Genomic DNA, 17,704 nt, shown 5'->3' on the forward strand with positions numbered 1-17,704 from the left:
GGCCGTCAGAGGACTTCAGGAACTCGTACCCAGCCTTCCATCAGCCGGCGAGCACTGCGGCTCATCACAGCCTTGTTCACACTCCAGCCACCCTCCTCCAGCACGGTTTTCGCGCCTACTGCAACGCTGCCGGCGGTATGCCCCATACGAACCTGGCGATCCCCGATGTCGCCCACGATACGATTTACCAGCGTGCCATCGAGAGCAGCCGCGACAGCAACCGCGACAGCGCCAGTACCCGTTATCGCGTGGTGCAGCTTACCCATCGACAGGATTCGCGCGATCACGTCGATATCACCTGGTTCGACAAACTTGCCACCCGCAGCCTGATAGCGCTGAGGCTTGGCCACAAAGCACAGCTTGGGCGTATGCGGACGCAGACGAGTTGCCTCTTCGGCGGTTGCGGCCAACCCCATCGCAACAGTGCAATGAGCACGGATGGTTTCACAGCGCGCCAGGAGCTCGGCATCGCCATTGACCTGATCCTGAGTTTCGGTACCTTTGAGACCCACCCGGTCAGCCTCGAGGAAAATGGTAGGGTTACCAGCGTTCAACAACGTGACGGGCATAATGCCAATGCCTGGAATTTTCAGTTCATCGATGGCGTTACCGGTGGGCAGAATGCTGCCGTCCGACCCGCCAGGCTTGAGAAACTCCAGCACGATTTCAGCCGCTGGAAACGCCACACCATCGAGTACGAAGTCACCCTCCTCCTGAACCTCACCGTTGCGCATCGGCACGTGGGCGATGATTCGTTTCTGTATATTGGCCTGCCAGATACGGACAACGGCGATGCCATCACGAGGAGCATCCACCAAGCCTTCAGAGATCGCATACGGGCCAACAGCCGAACTCAGGTTGCCGCAGTTACCTGACCAGTCAATAACCGGCGTCTCGATGGCCGGAGCCCCGAACAGGTAATCAACGTCGCAATCTTCACGACTTGATTTACCGATGATCACAACCTTGCTGGTGCTGGAGGTCGCACCACCCATTCCGTCTATCTGCTTGCCGTACACATCTGGACTGCCGATCACACGGAGCAGGATGGCATCTCGCTCCTGGCCAGCAGGCGGCAGATCCTTGTCGAGAAAGAACACGCCCTTACTGGAGCCGCCACGCATGTAAACGGCCGGGATACGTCTTTGAGTCATTTGATATCTCCTGCGACAAATAAGCGGCGCATCAGTTGGCGGATGCGTTCTTCATGCTTTCGATCAGCAACTGCGGCAACAGACCACCGCTGCGGAAGTAACGAACGTCCTCGAAGGTATCCAGACGGCTCACGACGCTGACGCGCTCGGTTTCGCCGTTTTCGCGCTCAATCACCAAAGTGACCTTGGCGCCTGGCTGAAAGTCATCAGTGATGCCCTCTACGCTAAAGGTCTCGCGGCCATTCAGACCCAGGCTTTGACGCGAGACACCTTGCTCGAACTGCAGCGGGAGGATGCCGAGCCCTGCCAGGTTCGTGCGGTGGATACGCTCGAAGCTCTCTGCCACCACAACACGAACACCCAGCAGGCGTGGGCCTTTAGCTGCCCAGTCGCGGGAAGAACCGCTGCCGTACTCTTTGCCCGCAACAACAATCAGACTCTGCTTGCGATCTGCGTAGACCTCAGCGGCCTTGAAGATCGTAGTAACTTCTTTTTCAGGCAGCAGCAGCGTCCATGGGCCTTCGCGACCATCTTCGAGCAGTTCGTTCTTCAGGCGTGGACTTGCGAAAGTAGCGCGCTGTGCTGCCTCGTGATTACCGCGACGTGTGCCGTAGGAGTTGAACTCTGGAACAGCGATACCGTGGCACTGCAGGTATTGACCCGCATCACTTTCAGGCAGGATCGCACCCGATGGAGAAATATGGTCGGTGGTGATGTTGTCTGACAGCATGGCGAGGACGCGCATGTTGCTGAGATCTTTGCGGGTATCCGTAGCCGTGACCGCGTCGCTCCAGTACGGAGGCTTACGGATGTAAGTGCTGCTGGCCTGCCAGGCATATTGGTCGCTGACGCCTGCACGCAAGTCGCTGGCAATCAAACCTGCTTCACGAGGAACATCTGCGTATGCCTTGTCGAAGAGGTCTGCGGTCAGGTTGTCCGCTTCGATACGAGTTAGTTCTTCGTCACTTGGCCACAGCTCGTGCAGGTAAACAGGTACGCCATTCTCATCCAGGCCCAGAGCATCTTTCTCCGGATCGATCAGGTAGGTACCCGCAATCGCGTAGGCAACGATCAGTGGCGGCGACATGATGAATACTTCGCGAGCCAGTGGGTGAACCCGACCTTCGAAGTTACGGTTACCAGAGGTCGCAGCTACAGTTTCCAGCTTACGGGTGCGGATTTCTTCTTCGATCTCCGGGCTGAGGAGCGGGCCGGACATACCGTTGCAGGTGGTGCAGCCGTAGCCGACCAGGTTGAAGCCCAAGGCGTCTAGATCTTCGTTGAGCCCGGAACGTTGGAGGTAATCAGAGACAACCATCGAGCCCGGTGCGAAGGACGTCTTGACCCAGGGAGCACGCTTCAAGCCGCGTTTGCGTGCGTTTCGCGCGACCAAACCGGCGGCGATCACGCCGCGTGGGTTGGAGGTGTTAGTGCAACTGGTGATAGCCGCGAGGACTACCGAACCGTTGTCCAAGCCAACTGGAAGGTTGGTCGCTGGTGCTTTTTGACCCAATACAATTCGCTGGTGTGGTTGCTTGGGCCCCGCAATTGAACGCGCCACAGAGCTGAGATTCAGCGTTACGACGCGGTTGTACTCAGCCTCACCCAGGCTGTCATGCCACAGACCTTGAGCGCGAGCATAAGCCTCAGTCAGGCCGGAAATCTGACCGCCACGACCCGTCATGCGCAAGTAATGCAGAGTGCGATCATCAATCGCGAACATCGCTGCAGTCGCACCAAACTCAGGCGCCATGTTGGACAACGTGCCACGGTCAGCCAGCGACAGTTGTGGTACGCCAGGGCCGAAAAACTCAAGGAACGAACCGATCACGCCCGCCTTGCGCAACTGCTCCGTCAGGGCGAGTGCGATGTCGGTTGCCAGATAGCCTTGAGGCAGCGTGCCTTCCAGACGTACGCCGACAATTTCCGGCAGACGCAGCATCAACGATTTACCCAGCATTGCCGCTTCAGCTTCGATACCGCCTACACCCCAGCCCAACACGCCAATGGCATTGATCATAGTGGTGTGGCTGTCGGTACCGACCAATGTATCCGGAAATGCCCACAGCTCGCCATCACGGCGCTGAGTCCCCACGACCGTAGTCAGGCGCTCCAGGTTGATCTGGTGAAGGATGCCTTTGCCCGAAGGAATGATCGACAGGTTGCTGAATGCCTTGTTGCACCAGTTCAGGAACTGAAAACGTTCGGCGTTACGTTCACGCTCGATGGCTTCGTTATCGGCAAGTGCGCTGGCATCGCCCCAACGCTCGACATTCAGCGAGTGATCCACTACCAGGTGGGTCGGCGTGACCGGGTTGACCAGGCGAGGATTACCACCTTTCTCGGCAACAGCATCACGCAGCCCGGCGAGGTCGACCAATGCAGGCGTACCGAGCAGATCCTGCAGGACGACACGGGCTGGTCGGAAAGGGATATCGAATTCTTTGGAGCGGGCGCAGATGACTTTGAGCGCGGCTTCTGGGTCAGCCTCTCCACGCAAAACGTTCTCGGCGAGGATTCGCAAGCTATAGGGCAGCTTTGCGTAATCAGCGCCTAGGTCAGTCACAACCCCACGAATGTCGCTGACACGGTAATCGATTCCGTTGGCGGAAACGGTTTGACCCTTTGACTCAGGCATTGGCTAATCCTCACAGGCTGTACAGGCAATGTTTTTGTGAGGCCGATATTGCACTTTGTAATGATATAGGTCAATCTTGATTCATCCGATCCGTTCAGCCACTGAGATCGTGCGTACCTCTTTTGGCACCGTGCCAGGCCGGTACAGTAGAAAAATAAACATAAGAAAATGAGGCCTTCCATGATCCAGCTTTCACACTCCGAATCCGTTCGACCTCCCGTCTGTATCGAGCCTGTCTCGACCTGAGTCACGCTGGCCACCTTGCAGCTGTCAGGCTGCCAGGCGCCCTACAAATCCAAGAAAAAGGGAGTTCGACCGTGCTGACAATCCTTGGCTTTTCAATGGTCATCTGTTTCATGTACCTGATCATGACCAAGCGCCTTTCGGCGTTGATCGCTCTGATCCTGATCCCCATCCTGTTCGCGTTGATTGGCGGGCACTACGCCGGTTTGGGCGCGATGATGCTCGACGGCGTGAAAACGCTGGCCCCTACCGGTGTCATGCTGACGTTCTCGATCCTGTACTTCGGAATCATGATTGACGCAGGGCTTTTCGATGGGTTGGTGCGCTTCATTTTGAAGCTGGTCAAAGGCGATCCTCTGAAGGTGTTGGTCGGTACTGCGGTGCTAACCATGCTGGTGTCATTGGACGGTGATAGCTCAACGACCTACATGATTGCGTGTGCGGCCTTTCTGCCGCTTTATCAGCGCTTGGGTATGAACGTTCTGGGGATGACGTGCCTGGTCAACATCGCCAGCGGCATCATGAACATCTCGCCATGGGGCGGCCCTACCGCGCGCGCAGCCGCAGCACTTCATGTCGACGCCATGGACATCTTCGTGCCAATGATTCCGGGGATGCTGATCGGCGCTGCCTGCCTGGTGTTCACCGCGGTGATTCTGGGACGCAAGGAGCGTGCGCGCCTTGGCATCATTCACCTGGACGACTTCCACAATGGATCAATGGCGCTGGGTAACGGTTCTGCTGAAGAGTGTGACGGTAACCGACGTCCGAAAATGTTCTGGCCGAACCTCATCCTGACGCTAACCCTGATCACATGCCTGGTGCTGGGCACCATGCCGATCCAGATACTGTTCATGATCGGCTTTGCCATCGCGATCACGCTTAACTATCCAAAAATTGAGGATCAAAAAGCCCGCATTGCAGCTCACGCAGCAAACGTTCTGGCGGTAACTGCAGTCATCTTCGCTGCTGGTATCTTCACTGGAATCCTGTCTGGCACCGGCATGGTGGACTCAATGGCCAAGAGCCTGCTGCACGTGATTCCGCCGAGCTTCGGGCCATTTCTCGCGGTATTCACTGCTGCAGTCAGCCTGCCCTTCACCTTTTTCATGTCGAACGACGCGTTCTACTTCGGCATCCTGCCTGTGATTGCCCAAACTGCTGCCCAGTACGGCATTACGCCGTTGGAAATTGCCCGCGCATCCGTTGTTGGCCAGCCGGTACACCTGTTGAGTCCCCTAGTACCCTCACTCTATCTGCTGGTTGCCTTGGCCAAGGTCGACCTGGGCGATCACCAGCGATTCGCGCTGAAGTGGGCCCTTCTCGCAAGCTTTGGATTGTTCATAGGGGGCATGCTGTTCGGGGCTTTCCCGTTCTATCAGGTTCGCTGAGCAGATATTGCGCGCTCAAAGTACTCCGGCGGAGACAGGAAATGGTCTCTGCCGCTGCATAAAATGACGCGCTAGAATGGCGGCTCTCTGGTTCAGCTATCTCTGGTTCCCGATCCAATGCCTCTAAGCCCACTGCAAGCACGCATTGCGCGTGACATCGTCTCCCACGTACGTCGTGAACGCTTCGCTATTGGTCATCATCTGGTCGAGTCGCAGCTGGCGACGACGCTCAACGTGTCGCGCACGCCAGTCAAGTTCGCCATGGGCCATCTGGTCGAAAAAGGCATGTTGACCTATGACCGCAACAGAGGCTTTTTCCTGGCCCGCGCGAGCGATGATCTGGGTGATCTGGTCTCTGAGATCATGGAGAACAGCGACGATCCTCTCTACCTGAAATTTGCAGAACTGCGCCTAAGCAGACAGCTTCCAGAGCTGTTTACCGAAATCGAGTTCATGCGTCAGTTCGACGTTTCCAGAGCGGCTCTGCGAGCCGTACTCTCGCGGATCCAGCAAGAAGGCTGGGTTGAACAGCGAGCGGGCCAAGGGTGGCGTCTGTTGCCGATGATCGACTCTGTTGAGGCGTACGAGGAAAGCTATTCGTTCCGCGCCACCATCGAACCGTCAGGGATTCTGTCACCGACCTTTCAGATTGACCGTGAGACCTTGGCTGCCTGCCGTCGGCAGCAGGAATTCATCGCGAATGGCGGTTATCTGACCATGACGCCGCAGGAGCTTTTCGAGGCTAATTCTCAGTTCCACGAGACCTTGGCTGCTTGCTCCGGAAACCGTTTCCTGCAGCAAACCGTGCGTCGTCTTGACCAACTGCGACGCCTTGTTGAGTACCGCCAAGCCAGTTCACGTACCCCGCGTAAAGGCCAGGCTGAGGAACATCTTGCGATTCTTGATTGCCTGGAACGAGGCGACCGATTGGCAGCTGCAGATCAGATGCGACGCCACCTGGAACAGGCAAGACGCCACAAAGTCGACCCCGCTCTCTTCGAATAAGCCCTGTCGACACTTCTGGAGCTGTCACGAGACCTATCCAAGCACATGCGCTCTTGCGTGCCCGCCGATCCGCCACCGACGGCTCACGTTAGTCGTCGGCTCCATCTGTTTTTCACAAACCAATAATTGACTTATATCTATTCAAAGTACACTTTGAGCTCTGCGCAGGGAGCGAGCTCTTGCGTGCTTGTCCGCCTGAACACACCACCACATTCGTCCTGAGGCTGCGAGTGAAATCTCCGACCAGGGCAACGCAAGCAAGCTACTTGGACAAACAGACAAGCGCATTACTCAGACAATTTACAGACGGGTTGGAGAGGTCGTTGCCCCCACCAAATGATCGACTTTTTAAGCTTGGTTTCGGAACGCAGCCAAAAGTATCGGAACGTTTGACGATTTAGCAGCCTTGCGCCACCAAACCCCAAAAACGAAAAAGCCCTGAATAATCAGGGCTTTGACGTATCTAAGATGGCGGAAGCATAGAGATTCGAACCCTTCTATAAGGAGCCCTACCCTATACCGCTGAAATGACTCTGTCCCTGCACAGCTCTAAATCAATCCTAACCCAGTAAAACCGGGCCTTTCAAGCTTTTTCACTTTCATCACCAAAAAAGATGCAACTAGTTGCATCTTATGCTGTTGCACCTTTCACTGCCCCACTCCCTACGCCCAAAAACTCCAGATCAAATCGTCCCTCGCAAGGTTCCTCAGCATCCTCCCTTGATAGATGAGCGAAGCCTACGCAAGCTGTCCACACTTAGGGCGTCAACGAGGCTTGCGACGCGCGGAGATTGAAACAATCACTTGCAGTGTTTCCCCGCCCACAAAATTGGGATTTACGGCGTGCCCATATACGAACGTGCTGCCCGTGCGATCCCAATACGCGATTTTGACGTCGTAGACTTCAAAGCCTACTTTGTTGAAAACGTGCTCATCGTAGTCATCTTTCTGAGCATCATAGGCTTCCTGCTGACTACAACAGGCGGCCATTCCACCTCTCGCAACCAGGTTGATAATCTCGACCGATTCCGTGGTTACAGCGCTCGACACGACAATATCTTCGATGTTTTCGCGGTACACCTTGCTTCTTTCTCTGAGGTCTTCGTGCTCATGTGTCCGGCGAAAGATGTCTTCGCCATGGGAGCCAATAAACCAGGCTGTAACTACCATGGGTTCGAAATTCTTGATCACGGTTCGGTCTTCGTCACTCAACTCAAAGAGATCACAGTGATGAAACTGGGCAGTGCGACCCGCCATTTTCAAACGCTCCGACGCCTTTGCGATGAGCGACTCATTGTTATCCAAAGCCAGCACTTCGCGGCCCTCAGCCAGATACACCGTGCCGTGCCCCACTCCGCAGCCGATCTCAAGCACCCGCTCTTTCGGGATCAGCTGTGCCAGCGCTTTGTAAATACCTTGGGCTTCCAAAGTATTAGATTCGTCCTCCCACAGCTGTGAGTACTGTGTTGGGTTCGATAGTTGATTCATAAATGCTCCTGTGGACGGAAAATCAAAGTAATGTACCGTCTGGAGAGCAGACGTCACCTCCATCAAATCAGAGCTTCGTTTCAGCCTGTTGAATCTCCAAACGTGCAATCGATTTTTGGAGAAACGGGTCAATCGGCAATGAATCCACGATGGCGCCATTTCGCACGTATGAAGTCAGCGAACTTATAGCCATGCCCCAGTTCGAGCTTATCTGCGTGGTCACAGACGATAATTTGAGGCATTACCCCGGTCTCTTTTTTCGCGTCATCACAGAATTTGGCCAACTGCGTAAACATGTTGGAAACCGCGTCGATGTCATCATGCAAATCGGTGTTTTCACTGTCTTCTGATCTAAGGTTCTCAGCAGCGAACTCATCGCCTTCGTCTCTCGACGGGAAGTAGACTTGGGTTGGTTGGTCGAGAAAGAGGATGGGAGGAATTTTGCATTCCTCACTTCGCGCTGCAAACTGGTAATGCAGCGCCATGAACAAAGTGAGATGGGAATACACCCAGTTGGCCCCACTACCCATAGACCGAAGGAAAACCTTTTTGAACGCATCCTTCTCATGCCATAGATCGAAGCTGTTGACGTCGAACTTCAGGGAGCCGGTCTGGTAGGTTTTCTCGAAATGGAAGTGCTTGCCGAGCTCCTTCATTTTTTTGTTTATATCCTTCGAAAGCCTGTCCAGCTCGATATCGACATCATACTTGTCCATGAGATCTGCGAGACGCTTGACCTCCTTTTCCCAATATTCGGCCATTTCCTTAAGATCCGAAGGTGGGTTCTCGATAAACTTCTCGACCTCAATCTCAAGCCGCAGTTTGGTCTTTCTCGGAGCGTCCTCCAAAGAGCCCACCTCGGCCAACCGGCGCTCTTGCTCCTCGAAAGGCTTTAGGGCGGCCTGGACGTCTTTGAGATCCCGCCGAGTCTGTTTGATTTCGTTCTTCAGATCGCGGCTCTCCTGCCCCAGGCTCTCGCGAGCATAGGACGAAAGCTTTAACTCGGTATTCAACCACTCAATCGCCTCGGTCAGCTTGTTCGCTTCGTCTTCAGGAACGTCGGAGTGAGACTCACACACTGGGCAGAAGGTGTGGTCAAGATCAGTCGAACGAGGAACTGGCATTTCAGCAAAGGACTGGCCGATACCTTTCGCCTGCTCAACCGATCGCTCTAAAAGATTTAATCGGCCAATGGCTGAGCGAAGCTCAGCAACCAGCTTTGCCTTTTTGTCACGGAGTTCCTTGAGGGAGTTCTCATAATCATCCGCAAGGCCATCCACAATAACCGGCGTGCCCAGAATCAGCCTCAATGCTACCTTCGGCTTGGCAAAAATTTCTTGTGCCGTCATGTCGAAAAGAGGATTACCTGCGAGCGCCTTGTACTCGGAAAGAAGCCCATCAAAGGTTCGAACAATCTCATCGTTGAGCTTGTCGTCTTTTGGGATTTTGAGCTTAATTCTGCGCAGCTCGTAGGAAGCCTCAGTGTGCTCCTTAGCCAGGTCGAAATAGTCCTCTCCCACTATCCCCATCAGAATCTTGAAGTGGTCGATAGCCTGATCCCGCTTAACCTTCTCGTCAAAGCGGTAGAAGATCGCATGCTTGTTAGCGACCAGGTTCTGATGCTGAAGCATCAACGATGGGAAGCTTCGGATTGAAGGAGTCGCCCCCTTGCTTCCAGTGATCTCCTTGTACATCGGATCGACGTCGACGTTCTCCAGGGTTACTCCAAAATACTTGCCGAGGCTTTTCAAATACTGGTCTTTATGAATAAAGTGTCGGTCATCGAAGAAGTAGTCCACGTTCGACAGCAGCCCGAGAACATCTTCTTGCTCATGCCCGGTGATCTCTCGGAGGAAGCAGCGCTTCGAGGCCGCCGCCCGGCCCGTTACTAGTGTCAATGACTCGAACTGCAGGACAGTAAAAAACGTTTTGCCTCGCTCGGTAAGCTTCCCGTCGGGAATGGTGTCTTCACTACTGCCCAGGCAGTAGTCAAATATCTCTAGAATCGCGCTTTTACCGGTGGATGATTTACCGGTGATGATATTTAAACCTCGGGTAAACTCGACATAATGCAGTTGATCGTCTGTGTCGACGACACCGATGCAGGTGACAAAACAGTTCATAGCGATTTCAGCCCCAGCGACCTGTAAATAGAAACGACGGTTTCCCCGGTAAACACAACAGCGAGCTTACGGGCATACTTCATTAGTTGTGCATCAGCGTTCACCTCCCTGATCTTGCTTTGGGGTGCAACTGACATGTTGTCGTTGATGGCGATGCTCTTTTCTGATCTAAGGATCAGCAAAGCCGCGTGGGTGATCGACTTGAACTCTTCAATTCGTAACTCCAATCCTAGCACTCGGCTCTGGTCTTGCATCATGGTGCGAAGGGAGCTATTCCTTTTGGCGTTGTGAAGAAACGGATGTAGTGGCTTGTAGGTGATGAGAGGAAGTACTAGATAGCTCAGCAGGATATCCTTCTCCGTGGGATCCCAGTGATCGTAAAAAGAGTGGATCACCGGTGCAAGCGCAAACGGTGTCCGGCGCAAGGTGTAAATATGATCTGCAGCGGTCTTACTCACTCCATAGCCTCCAGTAAAACTCTCTGGACTCGTCGTCCTCCTTGGCATCTGCCAGCATGTGGTAAATCCCGTTGCGAAAGTCCACGGTGGTGTCTTCGAACGTCTTGAAAGCCACCACCTGCGCAGCATGCTGCTGAAGAAAAAACTTCAACGAGTGACGCTTCAGCTTGTCCGGGCACTCCTCGCCCAGGCAGTCGAGCATGGCGCTCTCGCGTCCATCCAAGTGGCGGTCAAGGTGGTTTTTTTGGTAGCGCTGGATATCAAACGGCGTGGCTAGGCTGTCACAGTAAAGCTCGTCGACAACCTCGTTGGCGATCAGCAACTGCAGTGCAGCCTTCTTGATCCTACCATCACCATCGGCATCGATTTCTCGGATCTTGCGTACGAAAGGACGATCGCTGATTTCATTCAAATCAATCTTCTGATCCAGGCTGCCGACGTTAACATCTGGGAAGATACTGGAGTGCTTCATGTAGCGGGCAGTTAGCTCTGTAAACTTCTCGGTGAAGTCTTCACACGTTATCTCCCAGCCACTCTCGATAAATCTGCTGCTACCGATGTAACCTAGGATGTCATCGATGAAACTCTGCAGCTTGGACTCACGAACAACACGCAGGTGTTGCACTTGGAAGGCGTGCAACTTGTCTTTCAGTGACGGCGATTCGGTGATGAAAACGGCCTTCTCCAGCACCTCCATCAGATCGTGCTCCAGCGACACGTCCATCACGGAACGTTGCAATGCCAAACCTTCTGAAGGTTCCGTAGCCTTGGACTTGCTGAAGCGCTTCTCAGCAGTGTCGTAGATCGCTTTTAGAAGGTCGAACCGCTCAGACGCGGTGCAAGAATTCCAAGCCGAGAGGGTAGATTTTGGCGAAAACTCCTGGTTGGTCAGCAGTATCAGACTCTCGTAGGCGCCATGTTCGAAACCCTTATTCAACCAGTTATTCAGGGTATTCCAAATATTAGAATGGCCATCCCTTAAGTCGTCGGCATATAACTTGACCTCTACCTGAGCCACGTCCTCAAGCGTGACATCCCCATAGACCTCCACCCACAGACGCTTGCCATTCTGAAGCTTCAGGCAATACTCCAGCGCGACCACTAACTGGTAGTGAAGTGCTTCGAATAACTTGGTTGCGTCAAAGGGCAACTTATCAGGCAATTTATCCATAAATATTCCGCGATCACCGTCAAGGCAAGTTGTCCAGATTGATATGCAAGGCAGTCGTCATACACTTCATGGCGAAACTTCAAATCAAAGAGCAGACGGAACCTGCTTGTGAACCAACTGTACAAATACACAGCTCAAATTTTAAAACTCATCAATACTGTATATATGGACAGGCTTTATGTCCTGCATTCGACCGATGGTAACACCTGAACGAAGATGATCGCAAAGGGCTACTAGTGAGGAGTTACCAATGAATAGTGCAACCGAAATTCGCTGCCCCTCCGGTTGATTAGGTGGCTAAGCTAAGACGGTGCCAGTACCCTACATCGACGGCGCCATTAAGCATGAGATGCTCCAGGTAGCATCAGGTGCTAGTACCAGTCTTGCGAAAGCGGCCAGATCGTGAAGTGGGTCAGCGGAGTCGCACATAGCCCGAAACGTTACAAAAAATTGCATCGTTATCGTTATAGCCTGAGAAGGAAGTGCTGGCTTATCAGCCACTTTCCTGGATCGACGGCCCTCCGAAGTGATCTAGCTCATCTCCGCGTCCAAGATTGATCAACGCCAGAACTTCGTGCTAGGTTCAACGCATCGGTTTTCCTGAACTGAGCGGTCGGCAAGCATAGCCTTTGTGCATCAGGTGCAATTCGTTTCATCCGCACGCACTTCGACAATAGTCAGCGGGCAGCCGACACCGCGACGTATTGGAGATCTGCGATGCGCGTTCCGATCTATGCAAGCGATTTGCTTCCTCAAGCGTCCTTCCAAAAACTTTCAAAATGCATTCAGAACAGGTGGCCAGGACAGTCCCCCATCACGTTCTCGCTTGCCCGCGAAACCCTTTCGAGAGGGCTGGGGTACGCCGACTACAGCGAAGTCAGACACTTGTCTCTCACTTGTCCGCCGGCGTCGCCTCCTTCCGAAAGTGATGTATGTGCGGGTATCGCCGCTGCACTTTCGTTGCTCCTAAAATCATCGGCTGACAGCTCAGTCAAACCGGGCGAACTGGAGTCTTTTGTCAAAACGCTCCCATACAAAGCTCTCAAAACCTTTAAGGCATTACGAAAGGGGTCGCCACAAGTAACCTTGCTGCCAACTAAAGCGTCTACAAAAATTGACGTTGCACAAGGCAGCATCTGCCCAGTGAACGCCACCTGCCCCGAGAGGCCACTGCCATGCTATCAAGCACCGACCCTAACGGAGATACAGCGCAAGAGCCTCATAAGCACATGGAGACAAGTAAACCTCGAATATCTTGAGGCCATCCGGACGATCGTCGAGCGCTCCGAAAATCTTCGCGACCAGAGCATCTTCGCGATGCTGAAGTCGGGGCTGCGGACGGGAATAATCTTAAGTACTAAAATTTCCGACAACACCTTTGGCGGCGGGGCCTGTACACAGGTGACATACGAGTTTGAAAGCACTAAACCTTGGCCACTGACATTTAAGGGAAACGCCGGGGTTGTCGAGAGGTATATCGCCTCCGCTTCTCTTTCGGTAGGTGACTATTTATTCCCCTCGAAATATGACCCTAAGCAACCGATGTCTGAAAGTGAGCTCTTGCAGGCCTTGCAGTCGTGGACAAAAGAAGCACAAATATCGCCACCTGATTGGACAGTGCTCAGGCAGAGAGCTAAGTAAGCTGCCATAGATTGGCTGAGCCGTATCCATTCGGGCTCAGGCTTTGTTCAAACATCGTCGCCGAGCACCCGATTGATGAAACATGTCATGTCTTCAGCGCAGAGCTAGAGCGGCTAGAGCACGTCCGTGCATTTGGAGCGCTCGAAAATTCTTTAACCGCCCCGCGCAGGAACTTCATACGGGTAAAGAACTGCGAACCTACCTACTCTGCGCCCCATCATCCAGTACACCGGCATTTTTTGTGGGTCAAGGTCATCCCGTCATCCACCGCCCTCATGCGTTCCATCCGAAACCTACGACGGAGAAAAACAGCTAGCCGGTTGTTCCTCGTGACGTTGCCACCGACCTGTCTAGGTAACCCCCAAGCCCCCAAAGAAAGGATGGCCCGTGCCCCCCCTTTACCAGATAATGGCCATGTGATATTTAGCTAGCTTTACATGCCAGCTCTGGCTTCAAGCTTCCTCACCATCGTGGCGCTTGACGTGCCGTCGACATAATGGACTATGCGATGAACATCACTGATATCAAGAAATCCGTCTATACACTCGTTCAGAGCGGAAACCTTTCGAGTCAGGTTTTGAATGAGCTCATTCCAGGCGGAAATCCTGTGCCGCGTGAATGTGAGCTGTGGGACTATAAAGAGCAATTTGAAGCCGATACCCAAGATTACGCTAAGACCGCCAAGTCGATCGCAAGCTTTTACAATACCTATGGCGGGTACATCATCTACGGCGTCAAAGAAACTGATAAGGACAAGGTTTTCGAGATAGCCGGAATTCCCGTAGGCGAATTCAACCTTCAAAAACTTAAGGGCCAGCTCGACAAGTTTTTTGGCAGACGGCTCGATGTCAGCTACCTAGAGATCCCTTACGGTGATCCTGAGGTGACCATCGGACTCCTGCATATCCCCAAGCGCCCAGATACCGCTCACACCATCTCTGCCACCCGGCGCGCTGACGACGCAAAAAACAAACAGATTTTCTCTGAAGGTTCGACCCTTTACCGTACCGGTGATGAGTGCAAACAAGCCGTTACGCTAGCAGATTTCGAGTTCCTGACGAGCAGTCGCGATCTGGTCGCGGAGCTTGAGGGCCGACAGTTCAAAAAGATGGCCCTGCTTGACCATAACCTCCCTGACCGGAATTTCATCTGCCCTCACTTCGTAGGGCGCGTTGAGATAATCCAGAAACTATGGGCATGGCTATCGGATGAGTTCCAGTACGCCAAAGTCCTCGCGGGTGAGGGAGGTAAAGGCAAAACTTCGATCGCATATGAGTTCTGCCAGCTGATTGCCTCTACAGGCGCCCCGCTTTTTTTCCAGATAATCTGGCTGACTGCCAAGACCAGGCAGTTCAAAGCGGGTGTTGACGACTTCATCGGAACACCAGAAACACACTATTCCGACCTCGAAACCCTGCTGATTTCGATCTGCCAAAAAACTGGTTCTCTGGATGATGAGCTGGATGATCTATCCATAAACCAGCTGAAGCGGCTCACCCGGCAGAACCTGCAAAGCGTTCCATCTTTTATCGTTATCGATGACGTCGACTCTACCGAGTTGGACGAGCAGAAACGGATCATGGAGACGGCCCGGGAGATCGGAAATGGTAGCTCCAAGATTCTGCTGACAACGCGAGCGAATGTCAGCTACTCGTCCGACACCGCCATTGAGGTTCCGGGGCTGTCGGGCGATGAATACGACGAGTACATAGACGAGCTCAAGTCCTCAATGGGCTTCGAAGACATCAGTACGAAATCGATTAGAAAGCTCGCAGCAGCCTCAGAAGGTTCGCCCCTATTCACCGAATCTATCCTGCGACTGTGCAGAGTGGGTTACTCGATAGACAATGCGATCGCTGAATGGGAAGGCAAGAAAGGCGAGGCTGTACGAAGCGCCGCACTGCGTCGTGAGATCGAGCAGCTCAGCCCTGAAGCCAGGAAAGTCCTGCTCACCATTTCGTATATCGGGTCGTGCTCCCTCACAGAACTGCGCCACTACACAGAGCTCGAACAACTGCTGATCGAAGACTCAATTGAAGAGCTTGGAAAACTATTCCTGCTTCAGTCGGAATCATTCATTGAATCTGAGCCGCGATTCAAAAGCTCTCAGTCGATAGCCAACCTGACACTTTCGCTGAAAGAGCTCGTTGTCCCCAACGCTGATCGTTACCTTGGTTATGTCAAAGGCCGGGCTCAAGGGCTGAAGGCAAACGCCAAGCAGATCAACCAATCAGCGGTCGGCGAAGCCATACGTCAATCGATTGCCCTGCTCAAGGAGTCTGACTACGTAAGGTCTCGGGCAACGATCAAAGCGTTGCTGAAAAAGCAGCAGTTCAAGAACAACCCGGACTTGCTGCTGGCCCTTGCAAAGGTCGAGGCATTCGACCCCAAGACCGACATCAACATCGTACGCACGGCCTTCAAGGACGCGTACCAACACGGTCAGAGGAAGGAGCTGCTCTTCGACCTTTGGTATCAGGTCGAGGCCCAGGTAGGCAGCAAATCAGAGGTTGTTGAGATCTGTCGCTTGGCTATCACGGATGGCCGCCTGGCGAACACCAAGTGGTATCGACGATCCGCAGAATCGAAGTTTCTGCTTTCGACCATCGTGGGTTCATCTGAACGGCAGCTGGAGCTTCTGAACGGCGCCTATGACGACGCGTCAAAATCAATGCGCAAAACCCATGGAGCCGTAAAACAGGAGATTAAGGAGCTATCGATGCGGCTCGTGGATCGTCTGTGGGCCGTCAGCTCATCCGAGCGCGAAGATTTCGCAGGCGTCAGAGCAATGAACAAAGCGATCAAGGCCGGGGATATACGCAGCGTCAACTACTACAGGCTATCGGAAGCCGCCAACTCGGTTTTCAGCATCTATAACTCGGACGCTACCCCTCCAAGACGCAAGAAAGAGATCGAGTCTAGCTACACGGAATGCCAACGAGTGCTTGCCGACGTCATAGAAAGCATCGATCTGACGAGAGTCGACGTGCATCACTCTTTAGAGGCCACGTATTCGAAGTTCAAAGCTGCTCGATAAGCGCCTAACAGTGTTTCGGACTAGGTTCGAGTGATAAGTGGAAAAACCTGCTGTCACATCGAGCCAGGCACGAAACGAGCTTAGCAACAATCTTAGATAACCATCCGCCTAACCAACTCTCCTGCCATCACCGCCCATAACTGGCAGGCGCCTCCGCCTTGGCCTCGTCATCCGGAATTGGCTGAACAATATCGTCGTAGACCACACCGCGAATCACGTGGCGCTGGAGGCTCCCGTTCACGTATTCGATCCGTGGTGCACCAGACCCAACGGCACCCCGTGCACCCCGCGCGCCTTTCCAGTGCCACATCAGAGGCGTGGCCGCGCTTGCGACGTGAGAAAACAGAACTATGTTGCTGCCTGAGGTTTCCTGCACCGATTTGAAAATCACGCCATCCATTTTGGGGTCGCAATGGCTGTACAGGTATTCCGCTATGACCTGTGAAATCAGATAGCTGCTCTCTGAGCCTGGCAGCACGGGGACAGTGATCGCGTTGTGCAGATAATCAAGAAAATCACGCCGAGCGATTTTCTGAAAGTATTGGGGATCGAAGAAGCTTGGCATTGGCCCCAAATCCGCGTTTTCGAATCTCCTAAAATCCAGCACCCTGACCTTCCCGTTCAGCTTGAACTCACCACTTACGACGGTGGCACCGACCGGGGGACGCAACTCAGCGACACAGGTGCTGCGTTCGAATGCTCCGTAAAAGGCTGGTACGCCGGCGGGGTTCATCCGTCCTTCGCCTGCCCTTTCTTTAGGTGGCGCTGAGAGGTTACGAGCAGGATCAGAGGCGATTTCGTGAACGACCTCGGAGGTCATACAGGTGCGAGCGCGGAAGATCGGCGGCGTATTTTCAGGTGTCAGCTCCCGCACCACGGCGTGCTCAGCTGACGAGGCGGAATAGCTGCCCAGCCCCTCGAAGACCCAATCCAGAAACTCCTTCGCACTTTCATTAAAGAAACGGTTGGCGTGCTTCACACGATGTTGGAATTCGCCCCACTGCAAACCAATGTGATGGGGCAAGAAAGACGACTTCGGGTACTCGATGTCCCGCTGGTACCGGGTCAGGTGGGCACATACCGCACTCACAATGGGTTCACTATGGTCACAGCCGAAAATTTCTCTGACCCAATACTCAACACTTTTGCCAGCCGGGCGATCAATGACGGGGTTGCCGTTGCACCAGTGCCTGCTTTCGCCCTCGTAAATGTATTTGTCCAGAATCCCTTCGACCAACGAGACGATTTCGGAGAGGGGCATGCACTCGCGCTTCAACTGGCACAGGTTGCATGAGGTGCAGACCCCACTGCTCCGGATTTCCTGACTCAAGAAGGGGTCTATTACGCACTTGAAG

11 protein-coding genes and 1 pseudogene are annotated in these 17,704 nt (G+C 53.7%); 5 read left to right on the forward strand and 7 right to left on the reverse strand.

What is annotated here, in order from left to right:
* Positions 1-5 precede the first annotated feature (5 nt).
* Together prpF and AO242_RS27290 are read right to left on the reverse strand one after the other, a co-directional pair.
* Positions 6-1,154 (reverse strand): 2-methylaconitate cis-trans isomerase PrpF, encoded by a 1,149-nt coding sequence (prpF, locus tag AO242_RS27285; protein WP_099271129.1) that lies wholly within the window; start codon positions 1,152-1,154, stop codon positions 6-8.
* A 31-nt stretch (positions 1,155-1,185) separates the two neighbouring features.
* A complete protein-coding gene (locus tag AO242_RS27290; protein WP_099271130.1) occupies positions 1,186-3,792 on the reverse strand; it encodes an aconitate hydratase in 2,607 nt (868 codons plus the stop codon).
* A gap of 317 nt (positions 3,793-4,109) precedes the next feature.
* Between AO242_RS27290 and AO242_RS27295 the strand changes: the two genes are divergently transcribed.
* From AO242_RS27295 to AO242_RS29885, 3 genes and pseudogenes are all read left to right on the forward strand, one after another.
* Positions 4,110-5,426: a CitMHS family transporter gene (locus tag AO242_RS27295; RefSeq protein WP_099271131.1), complete on the forward strand. Its 1,317-nt coding sequence runs from the start codon at positions 4,110-4,112 to the stop codon at positions 5,424-5,426.
* Between the two features lie 117 nt (positions 5,427-5,543).
* Positions 5,544-6,431 carry a GntR family transcriptional regulator gene (locus AO242_RS27300; RefSeq protein WP_099271132.1) on the forward strand — a complete coding sequence of 296 codons (888 nt, stop codon included), beginning with the start codon at positions 5,544-5,546 and terminating at the stop codon, positions 6,429-6,431.
* Between the two features lie 211 nt (positions 6,432-6,642).
* A pseudogene (locus AO242_RS29885) lies at positions 6,643-6,771 on the forward strand (integrase); the annotation flags it as partial.
* Between the two features lie 425 nt (positions 6,772-7,196).
* Here the strand turns inward: AO242_RS29885 and AO242_RS27310 are convergent.
* From AO242_RS27310 to AO242_RS27325, 4 genes are all read right to left on the reverse strand, one after another.
* Positions 7,197-7,919, reverse strand: coding sequence for a class I SAM-dependent methyltransferase (locus AO242_RS27310; RefSeq protein ID WP_099271133.1), 723 nt, complete (start codon positions 7,917-7,919; stop codon positions 7,197-7,199).
* A gap of 128 nt (positions 7,920-8,047) precedes the next feature.
* Complete coding sequence (locus tag AO242_RS27315; RefSeq protein ID WP_099271134.1) at positions 8,048-10,042, reverse strand: DUF3732 domain-containing protein; 1,995 nt, start codon at positions 10,040-10,042, stop codon at positions 8,048-8,050.
* Positions 10,039-10,500, reverse strand: a complete 462-nt coding sequence (locus AO242_RS27320) for a three component ABC system middle component (RefSeq protein ID WP_099271135.1) — start codon at positions 10,498-10,500, stop codon at positions 10,039-10,041. Before AO242_RS27320 ends, AO242_RS27315 begins: the two co-directional genes overlap by 4 nt.
* Positions 10,493-11,671: a hypothetical protein gene (locus AO242_RS27325; RefSeq protein WP_099271136.1), complete on the reverse strand. Its 1,179-nt coding sequence runs from the start codon at positions 11,669-11,671 to the stop codon at positions 10,493-10,495. Before AO242_RS27325 ends, AO242_RS27320 begins: the two co-directional genes overlap by 8 nt.
* Positions 11,672-12,388: 717 nt before the next feature.
* Between AO242_RS27325 and AO242_RS27330 the strand changes: the two genes are divergently transcribed.
* Positions 12,389-13,312, forward strand: coding sequence for a hypothetical protein (locus AO242_RS27330; protein ID WP_099271137.1), 924 nt, complete (start codon positions 12,389-12,391; stop codon positions 13,310-13,312).
* Between the two features lie 508 nt (positions 13,313-13,820).
* Positions 13,821-16,349, forward strand: coding sequence for an RNA-binding domain-containing protein (locus AO242_RS27335; protein ID WP_176560703.1), 2,529 nt, complete (start codon positions 13,821-13,823; stop codon positions 16,347-16,349).
* 127 nt (positions 16,350-16,476) lie between these two features.
* Here the strand turns inward: AO242_RS27335 and AO242_RS27340 are convergent, their stop codons facing one another.
* The gene (locus AO242_RS27340; protein WP_257153517.1) at positions 16,477-17,610 is read right to left on the reverse strand and encodes an RES family NAD+ phosphorylase; all 1,134 of its coding nucleotides are present in this window, start codon (positions 17,608-17,610) and stop codon (positions 16,477-16,479) included.
* Positions 17,611-17,704 lie beyond the last annotated feature (94 nt).

Origin of the sequence: Pseudomonas sp. ICMP 561, from assembly GCF_002699985.1 — a bacterium.
Classification (GTDB): domain Bacteria; phylum Pseudomonadota; class Gammaproteobacteria; order Pseudomonadales; family Pseudomonadaceae; genus Aquipseudomonas; species Aquipseudomonas quasicaspiana.